Here is a 17,061-nt window from a genome sequence, read left to right on the forward strand (position 1 = left end):
TCATGGGACGCGCCGGTTTTATCTGGGTTCCATCTGAAGGAGATTAAACTCTCCGCACTGATGAAAGCCTCACTTTTATGGTATTATTTATGATGAGAATCGACTTTTTTTTACAGGAAGGAGAGTAAAATTGGAATATCGTAATTTAGGAAACACCGGAGTAAAAGTCAGTGAAATTAGCCTTGGAAGTTGGCTTACGTATGGCGGGTATGTTGAAAAAGATGCAGCCCTTAAATCCATCCATAAAGCCTACGGGCTCGGCATCAATTTTTTCGATACTGCCAATGTCTATCGACGTGGGGAAGCAGAGAAGGTCGTCGGCGAAGCATTGCGGGAATATCCGCGTGAATCATATGTACTCGCGACGAAAGTATTCAATCCCATGGGCGAAGGTCCAAACGATCAGGGGCTCTCTCGCAAGCATATCATCGAACAATGCAACGCCAGTCTGCAAAGGCTTGGCCATGATTACGTCGACCTCTATTATTGCCATCGATATGACCCGGAAACCCCGTTACACGAAACATTACGCGCACTCGATGATTTGGTGCGACAAGGAAAAGTGCTCTACATCGGCGTGAGCGAATGGTCTCCGGCTCAAATTGCGGAAGCATTGCACATCGCTGATAAACGGTTGCTCGACCGTCTCGTCGTCAATCAACCGATCTATAACATGCTCAACCGTTACATTGAAAAAGAAATCATCCCGCAAGGCCAACAACACGGCATTGGACAAGTCGTCTTTTCTCCGCTTGCCCAAGGCGTACTAAGCGGCAAGTATCAAAAAGGCGCAGACATTCCGGCGGATAGCCGTGCAGCCGAGAATTATAAAGTCATCTCCCGCTTCTTGAATGATGAGTCTCTCGACCGCGTGGCAGAATTGCAGGAGGTGGCGGCGAAGGAAGAACTATCGCTCTCCCAATTGGCCATTGCCTGGATTTTGCGTCAGAATAACGTATCCAGTGCTTTAATCGGAGCAAGCCGCCCGGAACAAGTGGAAGAGAATGTAAAAGCAAGCGGCGTGAAACTTTCCGACGAATCTCTGCAACGGATCGAGACGATCTTGGAAGGCTGAGTGTCCGTTTGACGTGATTTCCCGGGAGCGAGCAGGCGCTCCCGGGAAATTTTTTATGATACCATCTTTCCAAGGTTAATGGACTGGGGAAGGCTACATTCTCGTGATTGGGGTGCGTGGGAACGCTCAATGAACCTCTAACTGGCTATTTTCTCGTGTTTTGGGTGCCATGAAGCTCTCAATGAACCCCTAGCAAGCTATTTTCTCGTGTTTGAGGTGCCATGAAGCTCTCAATGAACCTCTAGCAAGCTATTTTCTCGTGTTTGAGGTGCCATGAAGTCAAATTCCAAATTAGAATTGAAAATCCCCATCCTTCATCAGTAGGACTTCAGTTCCACCTTCTTTAATGCCCACTACTTTCATATCCTCGCTACCAAAGGTCACATTGACTAACAAAAGGGAAGTATTAAGGCCTGCTGCCTTCAATTCTTCTTCCGATAGGTTGCTGCCATTTTGAAGGTTGGAAGGGGAGGCGTTTCCGATTCCAATATGGCAGGCCGTATTTTCATCAAATAAGGTGTTGTAAAAGAGAGTATTGGCCTGAGAAAGGGGAGAATGGTTAGAAACCAAGGCAATTTCACCTAGATAATGCGAACCTTCGTCTGTTTCGATGAGCCTTTGTAACGCTTCTTGCCCAGTGGCGGCATAATAGTCAGAAATCCGTCCATCTTTAAAAGTTAGGTGAAAATCTTCGATGACACCTCCCCCATAGATAAGCGGTTTAGTGGCTACCAGTTTGCCATTTACCTTATTTTTATGGGGAGCTGAAAAAATTTCTTCCGTGGGAATGTTCGGAAAGAACGGTATTCCCTTTTTATCTATAACACCCCCACCGATATAAAGGTGATTTTTAGGCATGCCGACAAATAAATCAGTTCCTCGGCTATTCGTAAAATGCAGGGCTTCAAACTGGCTGTCATTCAGGAATTTTTTCCGGGACTCGAAGGTTCTGTCATGATTTTCCCAGTCTTTTATAGGATTTTTTCCATCTGCCCGAGCTCCTTGTAAGATTAATTGCCATAATGATTGCAGAGCTTCTTCTTTACTTAAGTGGGGAAATACTTTAGTTGCCCATGTAAAGGACGGGACAGCTAGGAGACACCAGCGTACCTCGTGGGATCTAATCTTTGCGTCATGAGCCTTCAACTTGGCGCGAGAGACCTTTTGGAAGCGGCTCATCCGTTCTGTGGAAACATCCTTAAAGGCATCTAAGTTTTCAGAAATAATATGGATGTAAGCAGCACCCGCATCGTCCCACTCCTTAAAGCGGGCAGCTTGCCAGTCGGGAAAGTGATCGATGGCATCATCTGCTGCATGTAAATAAAATTCTTTGGTAGACTGTTCATCTGTCCAATCCATAACCACATTTGAAGCCCCCGCATCATAGGCTGCCGTTTGGATTAGACGTGCAAACGTAACATTTTCTATGTCACTATGAATAATCACTAATTGGTTCTTTTGCACATTTACACCAGCTCGTACAGCAAGCTCCGCATACTTTTTCAACTGTTCTTCGCTAACAAATCCTTTAATCATCACACACTCAGCTCCTAACTCTCCACCATCGCAAATATACAAGCGCCACTTATTCCGCAAAAGTGCCTCGATTGTTGCAAAAAGAATTCCATTTCATTAAGTATTCTTGCTTGTTATTAGAAGACAGAACTATGCAAAATAAACGCCTCTTTTCCAAAAGCAAAGAGACGTCTACTTATTTCTTATAAATATCGCCACGGCTGCCAATCTTCAAAACAAGCACAATGAGATCACCTTGATCAACCTCGAAAATAATTCGGAAATCGCCAACACGCTTTCGAAACGTGCTCGCATAACCTTTCATCCGTGTCACACTGGTATCCGCAAAGGGATTTTTCGCCAATTCCATCAAGGCGCCCATCAACCGGTTTCGAGTAGGTTTATCCATCTTTTTAAGATACTTGGCCGCCTGCTTATCAATCCGCAACTCATACATCTTTAATTTCCTTCTTAAGTTCATCTAGTGTAACATATCCCCCGTCTTTGATACGTTCACGGGCTTCATTTACTTCCTTTTTTATCTCATCATTCAATTCCAATTCCTCTTCATCAAATAAATGACGGAAAAAGTCTTCCATTCGGGGCAGCATTTCTTCCGGCAATTCATCCACCAATCGGTGTAATTCCTTTCGCTCAATCATAGCTAATCACCATCCTGTACTTATTATATCATGTTTACAGGGAATCTGTTCAACTTTTCTAAATAAGGGAGAACATCAATAATAGCTATTCCGTTAAGGGTTTCTTTTCCCTTAACAAGTAGCTTATTTTAACACTGTTTCAAGGAATAAAGAATACTGATTGACCTTTTACTCCAGATAATGATCAGGGAAATGAATACGGCTAACGCGCCCGTAACAAATCAACTATACAGTGAATGGGGTTCACTCTATAAAAAACCATAAGCATCCATACATGAGTGTCATTTCATATGGATTATATGGAACCTGACATAATAAAAAACCAGTAGGCCAAATTAAATCAGTGGTTTACTGGATTTTTCTTGTTTCCTTCATTAATTGAACACGATCTAATGTTTTTATGACTGATGTTTTTTTACATTTGTTGTGAACCACGGGTAATATTGAAAATTTTTCTGATAGTCGCTTTCGATGCCTTTATACTTACAATTTCTTAGCCTCCACTGCCGATAATTCCTCGAGAAAAATAGTTAAACAGGCAGGGAGCCATTTATTTTTATGATAAGCAGTGTAAATGCCGGTATATTCATCAGGTATTTCAATCTCTGATTGTCTCAATTTCCCATTTTCAATTTCGGTCTTGACGGCGAAGAATGGCAATAAAGAGACCCCTAAGCCACTCATAACACATTGCTTTATGGATTCTATACTCGGAAGTTCTATGGTTTTACCGGATCGTTCCCCAGCTCTCTGTAAATACTCTTCAAAAACAGGACGCCAACTGCACGATCGTTCTGGTAGGAACATCGTTTCCTCAGAAGTAGGTTTGTTCAAACCAGTGGAGGAACCAACAAGAACCAGCTTTGATTCTGTTAATGTTTTAATCGTTAATTCATTTGATTGCCAACCTGACATTTCTACGAAAAGGACAATATCATAATCTCCACGCTTGAGTTGTTGCGTGACATTTTGATAATCAATCGCTTTAACTTCCAAATGGATCGCCGGATACTTGGCCATAAAAGATGGAATGAAATCGGGGAGCCAATAAATCATTAACGATTCAGAAACACCCACGATCAATGTTCCTGAGTACTCCTCGTCTCCTCGAACGGCCTCTATGGATTGATGATATAGATTAATCATTTCATCAACAAATGGGTAAAAACGCTTCCCTGCTTCAGTCAGAATAACTGTTTTTCCAAGCCTGTCAAACAATGGTATTTCCATTTCCTTTTCCAGTTCTTTGATATGTGTCGTTACAGAAGATTGAGCGTATCCCAATCTCTCTGCAGCTTTTTTGAATCCTCCGACATCAACAATGGTTTTAAATGTCAAGAGTTGTCGCTGTTCCATACAATCCCCTCTGTTCAATAATATTGAATCGTTCATTCGAATATATCTATTTTACCAAATGATAAACCCATTATATAATAAGGGCACCACAAAATAAAAGCGAATAATGGAAGGGACCAACATAAATACAAATCAATCCTTCCCCACATTTACAACAGGGAGATTTTTTATTGTGTTTTACTTTTTATTGATACTATCCATTGTTTTTGAAGTAGCCGGCGCTTCCTTTATGCCAGCTGCCGCTAACAATTGGAACATGTTCATTGTAGTCATGGGGTTTTGGTATATAGCGCTCATCTTATATATCTATTTAACCTATCAATCAGAAGTGGGGATTATTAGTGCTGTATTTACGGGTGGGGGAACGGTTTTTATTGTATTGTCAGGGATTATTCTTTTTGGAGAAACGATTTCTTTTCTAAAATTCTTTGGTATTGGTTTAATTATTGTAGGGGTGATTGGTATTAATATAAAACCAACATCTTCTTCTGTGAAGGAGACTGAACATTAAATGGGATATGTTTTGTTAGTCCTTAGTTTAGTCACTTCCATAACTGCCAATATCTGCGTCAAGTTATCCTATGGCTTCACAAAAAAATTAGCCAGTATAGGGGCATTTGTATTTTACGGTTTATGCGGGCTATTTTTAGTATTAACCGTGAGATACATGGAGTTAGGCGTTTTATACGGCATTTGGGCAGGACTCACTGTATCAGGAACAGCCTTATTAGGTATGTTTTTCTTCGAAGAAAGCAGCAGCCGAAGAAAGTTAATTTCCATCGGTATCATTATCGTTGGTGTGGTTCTTCTACAATTACATTAATACAGATGAACATCAGTTCTTAGCTTTACTTCACTCAAGAGTATGGCCTGATCATATTATAAAGTCAGCCAGTCATTTTTTCTGGTTGACCTATTTCTAATAAGTTTGTAAGCATGCCCTGAATCCTTGATTATGCTTCGTTCGTATTAAGGAATTAAAATATGAATGTTTTCAGTCATCATCCACGGTTTTTATGGGCTTAGTAAAGGAGAGGACATATCTGGAAAGAGTTTCGGGAGCGTCTTTCATGATAAAATGACCTGCCTCTTAAATAACTTGTAGTTCAGCGCTAGGAATGTCCTTAGCCATTTTTTAGCAGACCTTACTGTTTGCCAACTGTCTTCCCCTGACCTTACAGAATTTGAACTGGCATGGATATCTCTTTTAGCGCTGAAAGGATTACCATCGTGTAACGACTATTATAATGCTGTACTTGATGATAAAAAAACGATACTCTTCCCAAAATGCCTTCATGAGGTGCAAGATACGCTATAAACTCTTGCCGATCTTATAGAATAGAGCTTATGCAATTTCGAGGCCAACCTTATTCAAGATTGCCGCTCTTTTATGGAAGTATTTATGTTTGTTCAATCTCTTTACAAGCCCATGCATCAATCTCTACTTTAAATTTTGGTGCTGCTAATGCGACGACATATATCATTGTAGTGCAAGGAAGATTGTCACCAAGAAAATCTTTAATCACTTGCCTTCTCTTACCTGCTTCAAATTCTCCAACCAGATAAAAAACTAACTTCGTCAAATCTTCTACTTGCATATCAGCATCTTCCAGGTTCTTGCTGATATTGTCTAGTGCTAACTTTAATTGTTCTAATGGGTCTTCGGGAACGTTTCCATCTATACTCATACCTAATTGACCAGATACTGTTAACCATCTATTTGGTTCACTCACTTCAATTTGATGAACATAAGGGGCAACCGGTGCGTGAACGTCCTTCGGGTTTCTCGGTGTTTTCATGCAATCAGTCCTTTTTAAAATTTTATAATCTTCTTTGTCAAGATACGCGCCTTTAACGGATGCTTAATAATATCTCATAAATCTAAACGTTAATTAAATTTTTACAAACATTCCTTATGAATGCGCCAGTGTATATTCCTTCCTCTGCTAAAGCTCCAAGCCAATCCTTTAAAGTAAAACGTTTCTTTTTCTTGTCGGAGTACATAAAATTCCTCACATTATACCCCATTCTTATTACATTGAAACAAGGATGCAAAAGCTGCAAATCGTATGCTAACAAACAAAAATACCTAGGAGTAATACCTATACATTTTTTGCATTATGAAGCTTACTAAGCTTCTGTTCCCAATTCGAGCTGGCGGTAACAACAGCTAACTGAAAAGCAGAAAGACTATTTGAAAGTTTAGTGGTTTCATAACCAAGAACATCGTTGAAGAAGATAGCTAACTCTGTTTTGTTTCCTTGCTTGTCCTCAGCATATAATGCAAATGTGACAATTTGGGCCGTCGATCCTCCCTTGCCGCCTAAATGGTAAAATTTTTCCTGGTTTTTATGATTTTCCATAGGCCATTCCATAATCGGCCGCAAGTGTTCTTGTACAGCCTGAGTAAAATAAGACAAGTCGTTAATTTTTTGTACAACTGAAACATATTCTGACGTTGTGGAACGAATACCTCTTTTAGAGGCCGTATCGTTGAATGCCATATTATGCCATGCCCTTAAATTAACCTGTTCTTTATAAGAACCATCATGGTCTTCGTTTAATTTGGTGTGAATGTTTATGGCCTCATCAATATATGCCTCATGGGACATTTCCTCGATGAGTGTCTGCACTTTTTTTGCATCTGCTTTCTCAAAAATATTGAGCTTATTTTTTTGTGCAATCTCATACGGGATAATAAGTCTTGATACTATCGGATAAATTTGTTCGTGTTTCGGTAATTGAAGGCGTTTTAGCTTGGCGTTAATTCGGTCAAGTCCTAAACGCATCATCAAATATTCCGTGTTGGCGTTGGAACTGTGAGCAATCATTCCTTTGGCAACTTCTTCTAATGAAACGGTTCCACCTTGGAGAAATTCCTTTGATTCCATCGATCTTAACCAAGTTTCATGGGCGCCGCCGTCCGTTCTTGGAATATAATAACGGGACAAATCATGCGTTTTAATTCTCTCGGACACATCAATTTCTCCGTTTGCCGCCTGATGAGCATATTCGATAGCCACGATGATCTTGACTGTACTCGCCAAAGGACGCAATTCATCTGATTGAAAATCAGCAAAATCACTTCCATTTCTCACAATGGACAACGATGCTCTCTTTGGATTATTGGCAATAAACTTTAAAACGTAATCCGCATCAGACTTTTGCATCCAGCGACGTAACCAAAAGAAGCCAAATACCAGTAATAGGAGTATTGTAACCGCTGATGCGATGACATAATAGATCAACATCATCTCCCCTTCATTAAGTTGGTTATATTAAACACAAGAAATATCATGTAATGTTGCTGTTCTTATCATGTGAATTCCCCTCATTAGTTTTTCCGTTATATAACAAAACATTTTTACATCAACTGTTCGCCTAAATCATAGAGGGAATGTATTACTGTTAGGTCTTGATAGGAAATACTATTTTTGCGATTCAACCAAATTCCTTTCATTCCAGCACTGATGCTCGCAACTGCATCTGTTTTAAGTCTATCCCCTACGTAATAACATTTGTCCACTTCACAGTTTGCTTGATAACATGCTTCCAAAAAAATCTTAGTATCAGGTTTAGCTACCCCAATTTCACTTGATGTAAAGATATGTGAAAAATAATTATCTACGCCTGTTTTTTCAAGCTTTTCGGTTTGTTGTGTATAGTTTCCGTTACTTATAATCCCTAATTTATATCCTTTTTGTTTTAAATCCTGCAAGCCAGGATTTACATCATCAAACACCTTCCAGTTTTTCTTATATAACTCCAAATAAATGCTAAACATCTGGTCAGCTTGCGTATCTGTGAGATTTTCTCCGAATAAATCTTTAATACGCATACGACGTTGATCCTCAAAGGACATTTCATTGTTGAGGAATTTTTGAAAATACGCTTTTGATGATTCACCCCACTTTATTAAAAAATCTTTTGCTGTAAGATTAAGAAAATAACTATGTTGATGATAAAAATCTAATGCTCCTCTATTTTCCGCATATCCATGATCAAGCAGGGTTTCATCAATATCGAAAAAAATCATGCTATCCTCTCCAACGCACAAACAAGCTTATGCCATAATCTGATCCTATTCTTGAGAAGAGCTCAATCCCTATTATTCCAGAATCGCGGCTCGATAATTGATTAATGATTTAATTCTCCAACCATTGAATGAAATCATTCTTCTCAATAACGTTAAGCACACATAAGGTGCCATATTCTTCTTGTATTTTCTTATGTTCTAACGAAAATTCTTTCTCTACCTTTAATCGCATATAAGGTAACTTTTCTAAAGCTTTTATTGATCGAACATTTCTTTTTTTCGACCCAGCAAAAACACGATTTAATTTCAGTTCATTAAAAGCGTAGCTAAGAATGAGTTTTTTAGCTTCTTCATTTATGCCTATACCCCAAAATGAATAACCGATCCATGTTCCCATATGACTTGAATGGTTACTTCTATCGACATTTTTTAGTGTTATAACTCCAACTATTTCATTGTCATAAAAAATAGCTCTAGATTATACATTGCCTTTTGTTTCTTGCTCTCATTGACATAGTTTATGACAGCATCGGTTCCGTCAACAGATGTTTGCTTATCACTTAAACCTAGAGCACCTTTTACTTCTTCGTGTGAAGAAAGTTTAGAGATTTCCTTCGCATTGTAAACTTGATGTGCCCTCAACGTAACTTTACCAAAATTGATTCCTCCGATGAATACCATCCTGTTATTCAATTAAATCCCCGATACTGGTACAACTTTATTACACAAACGCGCCACTTTAACGGAAATAGATCTACCCCTTATCAAGCTAATGCACTCCGTTAATTGAATACCACGCTATTTTTTAGAGGCATTTCCTGAGACATTGACTCTCTTTGATACAAAGAAATATACAAATACATAAACAAATACACTTCCAATTATAAGATTGAATACGTTAGCAGTAGAAGTAAGCATGAACGTTGCGACATATAGAATAAAAAATTGAGCATATAGCATGACCAAGACAAACTTTAAGAAAGAATCTTTTATCTGAGATTTTGAAATAGGATAAAGTGTGACATTTTGCTTCATTTCATGTTGCAAAGGAATTACTTGAAATCCTGTCATAAATAGAATTAGGAGATTAAAAACCCATCCACTTGTTGGTATTACATAATTAACAAATATGCCAATTACAGTCAGTCTTAAATAAAGGTAAAAGTAGTCATTATATCTTACAAACAATTGTGAATATAAATATACGAATGTATTACTTTGTCTATATGGGATACATATTTTCAGAATCATTGTGAGCAAGCGTCTACGCCGAAAAGAACGTTTAAGATTAGGGACATCTATGAAAAAGTTAATAAACTTATAATTTCTTACTAAGGCACTTTCTTCTTCATCTATTAGCCACTGCCAATTCAACTTTCTTTTTTTTCCTGTAAAGTAAATCAAATACACGACATTTATACTCATTAATGCAAGTACATAAACCCAGTCATTTTCAAGCAAAAAATAAAACATTAAATATAGTAAAAAAAATCTATTCAACCTATGTAACACAAGTTGTACATGGTGGTTATCTAACCATTGCTCAATCCACTTCATTAAAATATTATAAGCAGCAACCCCCACTATAAAAAAAAGAAAGAGAAGATTTATATTAGTTGCGTGCAAAAATAGGGATAAAAAAACAGTTAAGAAACTTACCAATTTAATAACATCAATAACAAAACTATACATAAGTGATTTAATAAAATAGTTCTTCAAACGCCATTCTAATGGCAACAAAAAGGGGATATCTGCTCTTTTAACAAAAGTGCGTACTTTTGTTCGTATTAAAATGTAGGTTACAAATAGTGATACGATTACTTCAACAGATAGTTGAGGAGGTATCCACTGTAGTAATAAATTAAAATAATAAATAAAAATACTGCCTATGATCAGAAAAAAATAAAAAACATTTGCTCCAATTATTGAATAATACCTGAACATTTTTTTTTAATATTCTCGTACCCTTAAACCCCATAATGTTTTTATATCCATTAGTACACCCATACCTTTATTGAATACTATCCCAATCCTTTATTAAATGGAACGTAAATGTCCATTTTCCTTTTACATAAAGATACCACAAACGATCGCTTATGGTACCGATGAACTTGTATGGCTCGCACTCTCTGAATTCACCTGGCTGTAACCCCATCTATGAAGTATTACACTCCCCCGTGGGCAGGCAGATCATAACCAGGTCTACGTACTGTCATATTTCATCACTTTTGGGGTGCGGTACCAAAGAGTAACCGTTTTTCATTAAATGGCCCGATTCTGGAGCAGTAAGATGAGCTTAACTCTCCATATTGATTATGATCTCCTTAAGAATAAGGATCCCTGCTTCGATTTCCTGAAATGATGAACTTACATATGACAAACGAACATTTTGATTGTTATAAGGACTGTAAATGTAACCTGGATTGATGAGAACACCTCGATGAAGAGCTTCTGTAAACAGTTTTCGGACATTTACATCTGAAGAAAACGTGAGCCACAGAAACATCCCGCCTTCGGGAACTTCCCATGCTGCCCAATCCCCTAAATGATGATTGACTAATTGAACCATATAATCCCTTCGTTTGCGAACTTGAGTGCGCAAGAAGGCAAGGTGCTCATCGTATTTTCCTGACACTAAGAAATCGTGCATCGCCATTTGGGGTAAAACACTTGTCCCGTAATCTGTTAGCATCCGTAGATCGCTTAATTTCTGAATCACAACCTCTGGACCCGCAATCCACCCTAGGCGTAAATTCGGGGCAACCGTCTTCGAAAAACTGCCGACTTGTAAAACATGATCCCCATCATCCATAGAAGCGAGTGAAGGTTCAGCTTCTTGGCTTAACCATAAATCACGATAAACATCATCTTCAATGATGGGAAGTTGATAGGTTTTGGCTAGCGCTAATACGTCCTGCTTATTGTTCCACGACATCGTTTTAGATGTTGGATTTTGAAACGTCGGGTTCAGATATAGCATGGACGGTTTCTTATTCGTCCTGATTTGAGCTTCCAAATCATGAACATCAAGCTCACCGCCTGTATAAGGAACCCCTCTCAAATGCATGCCCAGCGAACGAAAAACTTGAAGCGAGTAAATATAGGACGGTTGTTCCAAATAAACATACGTCCCTTGTTGGAGCAGCCCCATGGAAATGAGTTGCAGGGCTTGCAGGGCGCCTGAAACGATGAGGATGGACGACGAAGAATAATGAACCCCTTGTGCTTGCAAACGAGCACTAATCGATTCGCGTAATGGAACCTCGCCTGCGCCATCACTATACCCGCACAGGTTAAAAGAGTCAGAAACATTTCCTACCGATACCCGGAATGCTTGCGTAGGAAAAAGCGATGGATGTAACTCCCCTTTGCCTAATTGGATAATGGTCGCGTCTGTCTCATAGTCATTGATTTTTTGAATCGTCCTGGGGTTGCCGGCATGGAAACTATATTGCGATATGGCATTCCAATTAATGGCCTGTTTGGATATATTAGACCAGTTCTGATTCGATACATACGTGCCACTCCCGGGTTTTGAGTCGAGGACACCTTTGGCTTTTAACTCCTCTAAGGCGTGGACAATCGTTGTTCGGTTAACGTCGAATTCCGCAGCTAACGCTCGTTGACTCGGAAGTTTTTGACCAAAGGTCCATTCGCCATCGCTGATTTTCTTTTGAATAAACGCAATCACTTGTAAATATTGAGGCAGATTGTCAGGCATATTTTCAACCACCGATCCGTAATTGGTTGACTTGTATTTAAAAAAATTGGTTGAAGAAATGGCTTCTCTCCTAGTTTATCATGCTGTTATACATTCATCCCAGAAAATAAGGAGAGAGTGCATTGAACTGGAAAGTGTTTCTCGCTTATACCTTAGCCGTCATCCTTTGGGCCTCTGCATTTCCTGGTATTCGTGCAGCTCTGGAATCTTATGGTCCTTTTCATTTAGCCCTGTTGCGCATGCTCATCGGGGCATTGGGGTTGCTTATTTTTGCGGTCAGTATACGGATGAGGCTTCCCGATAAAAAAGATCTTCCTATCATATTATTGCTTGGTTTTCTGGGATTCTCCGTCTATCATACGTTCTTGAGCATTGGAGAATTGACGGTAGATGCGGGTACTGCAAGTTTATTAGTGTCCACCACTCCCTTGTTATCTGCAATATTGGCAGGTGTGTTTTTGAAAGAAAAGTTTAATCGTTGGGGTTGGATCGGTTCATTCATTGCTTTTTCAGGCGTTGTACTCATCACATTTGGGGTTGGCGGCGAGTTTCGTTTAGAGATTGGCGTCTTGATTATTTTGATAGCAGCCCTAGGGGAAAGCTTTTACTTTGTTTTTCAATCATCGTATTTAAAGAAATATGGCTTTTTGCCTTTTACTACTTATACGATTTTAGCAGGAACGTTGTTTATGCTCTTATTTTCCCCGGGTTTATGGACCGCTGTACAATGCGCCTCCGTGGAGAATACCATTACTGTTATTTATTTGGGTCTTTTACCGACCGTGGTTCCGTATTTTGCTATAGCTTATGCGACGTCTGTGAACGGAGCATCAGAGGCGACTAGCACCTTATATTTAACTCCAGCCTTATCCATCATTATTGCCTGGGTATGGTTAGGAGAAATACCTACCATCGTATCGATCATAGGAGGGATTTTGACGCTGATTGGGGTCGCTTTTACAACCATTAAAGGAACAAGACAAGATACGGAAAAACGGCACCCTACATCTACAGATAAGGAATATCATTATTCCAACTCATAAGCGTACTCAGGAAACGGAGCACAATGATGACACTTTTGTGCTTTGTTTCACGTAAGAAAAATATGGATTTTACACCCAAAATGAATGAACTATCTTAGTTAACTATAACCTTTGCTGTATCACCTGATACAATCCGTCCAGTGGATTCAACAATACCAACAATTCCTCTTTGGCCTAACGATGCTTTAACAAAACGTGTTGTTAATCCGAGTATGCCTGGATATTTAGTTTGAATCACTTCCCCAGGTTGTGTGCAAGGAAGGTTTTCTCCTTCACACAAAATACCTGCTCCACTTGGAAAAATAATTCGGCTTCCCGGTGGCAACTTTGTTAAATTTCTAAAGCCCTTTATAGCAACATTTGCTCCTAACCATTCAGGCAATATTTGGTCAACTTCAAGTTTCTCAGCTATCAATTCACATTCTTCAACTGAGACAATAGATATTTGCCTTCGATTAAAAATTTCTGTGCCACGTTTATACATTGACTCTCTTGATCCTGCAAATTTGGTTAAACCAAAATGTAGATCACCCTGAATACCACCGTATTCTAAATCAACTTCTTCAGTTTTGTCCGTTACAAAGGTATCATCCTGATTGCCTATATAAATCGAATAAATTTCGATCTCATGGTGTTTACTCATATTATCCTCCTGTATTCCAAGCGTAATGAATGAGGTTTATTTCATTCATGCGTATTATTCTTGAACAGTCGTTTCTTGAATTCTTTTGTGTCTTATAATTACCATTACAACTAACCAACCAAGTTAAATGAGCAAGGGGATTATAAAAGGTAATGCTAAAACAAAGATATTCAACATAATGATTTCCGGTGTTTGAACGGCACCCGTCGCATCGACATCTCTTTGTGCTAAAAAAGATCGGTCCTGCTGTGAATAAGACCAACCAAAAACCAATTACAATCAGCAAAATTCATCCAACACATCTCATTTAGCGCCATACTTATTCCTCAAAAGCACCTCGATCGTATTGCGGAATAACTTTTCTCCCTATTCAATTTTTGCGGGATCTTGCTGTTTGACCATACTTAAAAAGTTTTTATACGCACGATCAACAAACGTATCTTCACGTCTTATAAACACTGTGCTCACATTTGAATACTTCGGCGGTAGAGAATGAAGGTTAAGACCCCTCTCCACTTGATATTGCTTAACTAGCGATTGTGTTGTTATAGATACACCCAAACCAGCTTTGACACACCCAATGATCGATTCCAGCGTTCCAAACTCCATGATTTTTCTAGGAAATATGCCCTCTTCCTGCAACCACTGTTCGAGCCTTTTTCGGTAAATACAAGAGGACCGTGTAAGAAGCGTTTGATGCTTAAGATCAGTCCAAGATAATAGCGAATGCCGTTGATCTGTAATTAGAACAAGTTCTTCTTCCATCACAGGGATTTGAATAAGGTCATCATCCTGAACAGGACCAACAACGAATGCGCCATCCAATTTATAGTTCAGGACATCGTTTATTAAAGGATGCGTTTCCCCAATCTTTAGGGAAAGATCCACTTCAGGGTAACGCTGGTTATAGGATGCCAAAAGGGCAGGTAATCGGGCAGATGCTGTTGTTTCATTGGCTCCTAAATAAAGAGGTCCTTGAATAATTTCGGAATCTTGAACAGCTTTTTTGGTTGTATCTATTAAATGTAAAATTTGATCAGTGTAGGATAAGAGTAATGTTCCTTTTGAGGTTAATGATACGCCACGGGCATGTCTATAAAAAAGCTGTGTTTGTAATTCTGATTCTAGCTTTTTAATCCTGCCTGTAATATTGGACTGAACATAATTTAATTTCTTAGCTGTTTTTGTCGTGTTCCCACTCTCCGCTAATTCTTTGAAGATCCACAAATCTCGAATTTCCATCATAACCCTCCCTCTCCATCTTATCATTTTGAATGATCATTACGCTGTTTTTTAATGATTTTTAATTATGATACGAACGGATTACGATAAGTATAGGAAAATTTCCGCTACCTGGAGGTATGAGTTATGAATATCAGTGAACGATTAAAAGAGCAATTATGGGCAGAAGAAAGTGGATCAATTACATGGAGATATTCAGATGTATGGGATTTGATGATAGAAAACCTCGATAAGTATCAATCCGGAGAGGAAATGGATGCCTTTAGGCCATCGCCTTGTGAATCACTACTCTCCTCTTCTATTCTTGATCATTGGGTTTATGTAAAAGAACAAATGCAGAACGCAGAGCAAGAGTCTTTGAAAATCGATTTTATGTATGGATTTTGGAAGCACATTTCTGATAAATTCAAAAAAGCTGGTATCAACGAGAATGAGATTATTTCTTGGATGAACAGAGAGAAAAAACGAACCCGAGTATTAAATCACGCTACTCACGCACTTCTATGGGAAGAAATAGAAACAAGATGCAGAAGCCTTATAAAGCTTCTTTAAGTTGTTTGTCGCAGATGATATTGCTATAAGCTTTTATGGTGAAGTAATAATACAGAGCCTTTACATGAAGTCCAGCGCAAACAGGATCGTGACTGGTGACCAGTGTTATTAAATTATCAGATACAGCTGATATCCTAAGTAAATGGCTACACCCCAGATAATCACCGCAGAAATTTTATTAATAAGAACAGTGATCTTCCCTTCCTGATCGATCGTACGAATGGTCTTTCCGATCATTACTAACCCAAGAAAAGAAATCCAAGATACCACAATACAGGCAACCGTAAACCCGATTAACTCAGGTGCTGTCGAATATCTTAAAGAATTGGCTCCTATAACCCCTACGGTATCAAGCACAGCATGAGGATTCAAAAGGGAAACGGATATAGCGAACATGACTTGTTTTTTTGCATTCATAGCTCCGTGCTTGTTATTCACTTCTACTGGATCACTGGACCATATTGTCCATCCAATGTAAATAAGGAAAAGGAATCCAGCAGCAAAAAAGATTATTTGAAAAACAGGCACAGTCATGACGATGAGTGACACACCTAAAACCGCAAGAACAATTAAGATGGTGTCGCAAATGGAAGCAGTTACTACTGATGGCATAGTATGCCGTAACTTTTTGTGAGCAGCTCCTTGATTAAAAAGGAATATATTTTGTGCTCCAAAAGCTAAAATTAATCCAAAGGATAATACGAGTCCGTGTATGATAGCACTAATCATGTCTATCCCTTTCCTTCTCTTGTTGTAAGAATCACGCCTACAATCACCATTACTGATCCCACAATTTGCATAGCTGTAATTGACTCATCCAAGAAAAAATAACTACCTACCATAGTAAATACGGGTAAAAAATTCAGGAAAATAGAAGCTCTAGAAGCACCTAGCTTATTCACTGCATGGTTGTAACATAAGATGGCGATCACAGAGGGAAAAACACCTAAATAAATCAAACCTACCCAGTGATTCATTGCATCTAAGGTAGGGACCCCTAATGTTATCCATTCTGTAACAACAAACGGGACGAGAATAAGCACAGATACTCCCGTCATCACGAGCAAAACGCCATATGCTGGAAACAAATGAATGTACCTTTTTACATAGAGGGAATAAATTGCCCAAGAAAATATAGCCCCTAGCATAATGGCATCGCCGATATTCCAAGACATATTTATAATATTAAATATTTGACCGTCCATGACGACCCATA

The 17,061-nt window shown here is 38.8% G+C and carries 21 protein-coding genes; 5 read left to right on the forward strand and 16 right to left on the reverse strand.

What is annotated here, in order from left to right; translation table 11 throughout:
• The first annotated feature begins 130 nt into the window (after window positions 1–130).
• Window positions 131–1,075: an aldo/keto reductase family protein gene (locus HUG15_RS18540; protein ID WP_200124618.1), complete on the forward strand. Its 945-nt coding sequence runs from the start codon at window positions 131–133 to the stop codon at window positions 1,073–1,075.
• A 291-nt stretch (window positions 1,076–1,366) separates the two neighbouring features.
• Here HUG15_RS18540 and HUG15_RS18545 read toward each other — a convergent pair whose 3' ends face one another.
• From HUG15_RS18545 to HUG15_RS18560, 4 genes are all read right to left on the reverse strand, one after another.
• Window positions 1,367–2,611, reverse strand: coding sequence for an aminopeptidase (locus tag HUG15_RS18545; protein WP_200124620.1), 1,245 nt, complete (start codon window positions 2,609–2,611; stop codon window positions 1,367–1,369).
• A 175-nt stretch (window positions 2,612–2,786) separates the two neighbouring features.
• Window positions 2,787–3,047 carry a type II toxin-antitoxin system RelE family toxin gene (locus HUG15_RS18550; RefSeq protein WP_200124622.1) on the reverse strand — a complete coding sequence of 87 codons (261 nt, stop codon included), beginning with the start codon at window positions 3,045–3,047 and terminating at the stop codon, window positions 2,787–2,789.
• Complete coding sequence (locus HUG15_RS18555; protein ID WP_200124624.1) at window positions 3,040–3,252, reverse strand: hypothetical protein; 213 nt, start codon at window positions 3,250–3,252, stop codon at window positions 3,040–3,042. Before HUG15_RS18555 ends, HUG15_RS18550 begins: the two co-directional genes overlap by 8 nt.
• A 483-nt stretch (window positions 3,253–3,735) precedes the next feature.
• Complete coding sequence (locus HUG15_RS18560; RefSeq protein WP_200124626.1) at window positions 3,736–4,608, reverse strand: LysR family transcriptional regulator; 873 nt, start codon at window positions 4,606–4,608, stop codon at window positions 3,736–3,738.
• A gap of 172 nt (window positions 4,609–4,780) precedes the next feature.
• On the opposite strand from HUG15_RS18560, the gene HUG15_RS18565 reads away from it, so the two are divergent.
• On the forward strand, window positions 4,781–5,119 hold the full coding sequence (locus HUG15_RS18565) for a DMT family transporter (protein WP_211202264.1): 339 nt from the start codon (window positions 4,781–4,783) through the stop codon (window positions 5,117–5,119).
• On the forward strand, window positions 5,120–5,431 hold the full coding sequence (locus HUG15_RS18570) for a DMT family transporter (RefSeq protein WP_200124630.1): 312 nt from the start codon (window positions 5,120–5,122) through the stop codon (window positions 5,429–5,431).
• A gap of 577 nt (window positions 5,432–6,008) precedes the next feature.
• Here the strand turns inward: HUG15_RS18570 and HUG15_RS18575 are convergent.
• The 7 genes from HUG15_RS18575 to HUG15_RS18605 form a co-directional block, all read right to left on the reverse strand.
• Window positions 6,009–6,407, reverse strand: coding sequence for a RidA family protein (locus tag HUG15_RS18575; protein WP_200124632.1), 399 nt, complete (start codon window positions 6,405–6,407; stop codon window positions 6,009–6,011).
• A gap of 303 nt (window positions 6,408–6,710) precedes the next feature.
• Window positions 6,711–7,856 carry a serine hydrolase gene (locus HUG15_RS18580; RefSeq protein ID WP_246516402.1) on the reverse strand — a complete coding sequence of 382 codons (1,146 nt, stop codon included), beginning with the start codon at window positions 7,854–7,856 and terminating at the stop codon, window positions 6,711–6,713.
• A gap of 116 nt (window positions 7,857–7,972) precedes the next feature.
• On the reverse strand, window positions 7,973–8,644 hold the full coding sequence (locus HUG15_RS18585) for an HAD family hydrolase (protein ID WP_200124636.1): 672 nt from the start codon (window positions 8,642–8,644) through the stop codon (window positions 7,973–7,975).
• A gap of 109 nt (window positions 8,645–8,753) precedes the next feature.
• Window positions 8,754–9,113, reverse strand: coding sequence for a GNAT family N-acetyltransferase (locus HUG15_RS18590; protein ID WP_200129049.1), 360 nt, complete (start codon window positions 9,111–9,113; stop codon window positions 8,754–8,756).
• Complete coding sequence (locus tag HUG15_RS18595; protein ID WP_211202265.1) at window positions 9,092–9,337, reverse strand: hypothetical protein; 246 nt, start codon at window positions 9,335–9,337, stop codon at window positions 9,092–9,094. Before HUG15_RS18595 ends, HUG15_RS18590 begins: the two co-directional genes overlap by 22 nt.
• A gap of 105 nt (window positions 9,338–9,442) precedes the next feature.
• Window positions 9,443–10,588 (reverse strand): ABC transporter permease, encoded by a 1,146-nt coding sequence (locus HUG15_RS18600; RefSeq protein WP_200124640.1) that lies wholly within the window; start codon window positions 10,586–10,588, stop codon window positions 9,443–9,445.
• Window positions 10,589–10,940: 352 nt separating this feature from the next.
• Window positions 10,941–12,365 (reverse strand): aminotransferase-like domain-containing protein, encoded by a 1,425-nt coding sequence (locus HUG15_RS18605; RefSeq protein ID WP_200124642.1) that lies wholly within the window; start codon window positions 12,363–12,365, stop codon window positions 10,941–10,943.
• 122 nt (window positions 12,366–12,487) lie between these two features.
• Between HUG15_RS18605 and HUG15_RS18610 the strand changes: the two genes are divergently transcribed.
• Window positions 12,488–13,408 carry a DMT family transporter gene (locus tag HUG15_RS18610; protein WP_200124644.1) on the forward strand — a complete coding sequence of 307 codons (921 nt, stop codon included), beginning with the start codon at window positions 12,488–12,490 and terminating at the stop codon, window positions 13,406–13,408.
• A gap of 94 nt (window positions 13,409–13,502) precedes the next feature.
• Here the strand turns inward: HUG15_RS18610 and HUG15_RS18615 are convergent, their stop codons facing one another.
• The 3 genes from HUG15_RS18615 to HUG15_RS18625 form a co-directional block, all read right to left on the reverse strand.
• Window positions 13,503–14,051, reverse strand: coding sequence for an MOSC domain-containing protein (locus HUG15_RS18615; RefSeq protein ID WP_200124646.1), 549 nt, complete (start codon window positions 14,049–14,051; stop codon window positions 13,503–13,505).
• Between the two features lie 123 nt (window positions 14,052–14,174).
• Window positions 14,175–14,324: a DUF3923 family protein gene (locus tag HUG15_RS23180; RefSeq protein ID WP_246516404.1), complete on the reverse strand. Its 150-nt coding sequence runs from the start codon at window positions 14,322–14,324 to the stop codon at window positions 14,175–14,177.
• 93 nt (window positions 14,325–14,417) lie between these two features.
• Window positions 14,418–15,293, reverse strand: coding sequence for a LysR family transcriptional regulator (locus tag HUG15_RS18625; protein ID WP_200124648.1), 876 nt, complete (start codon window positions 15,291–15,293; stop codon window positions 14,418–14,420).
• 126 nt (window positions 15,294–15,419) lie between these two features.
• Here HUG15_RS18625 and HUG15_RS18630 point away from each other — a divergent pair, with 126 nt between their 5' ends.
• Window positions 15,420–15,845, forward strand: coding sequence for a hypothetical protein (locus HUG15_RS18630; RefSeq protein WP_200124650.1), 426 nt, complete (start codon window positions 15,420–15,422; stop codon window positions 15,843–15,845).
• A 108-nt stretch (window positions 15,846–15,953) separates the two neighbouring features.
• On the opposite strand, the gene HUG15_RS18635 is transcribed toward HUG15_RS18630, so the two are convergent.
• Together HUG15_RS18635 and HUG15_RS23515 are read right to left on the reverse strand one after the other, a co-directional pair.
• Window positions 15,954–16,574, reverse strand: coding sequence for a LysE/ArgO family amino acid transporter (locus tag HUG15_RS18635; RefSeq protein ID WP_200124652.1), 621 nt, complete (start codon window positions 16,572–16,574; stop codon window positions 15,954–15,956).
• Between the two features lie 2 nt (window positions 16,575–16,576).
• The gene (locus HUG15_RS23515) at window positions 16,577–17,050 is read right to left on the reverse strand and encodes a DMT family transporter (protein ID WP_343073165.1); all 474 of its coding nucleotides are present in this window, start codon (window positions 17,048–17,050) and stop codon (window positions 16,577–16,579) included.
• Window positions 17,051–17,061 lie beyond the last annotated feature (11 nt).

Source organism: Salicibibacter cibarius, assembly GCF_016495725.1.
Lineage (GTDB): Bacteria > Bacillota > Bacilli > Bacillales > Marinococcaceae > Salicibibacter > Salicibibacter cibarius.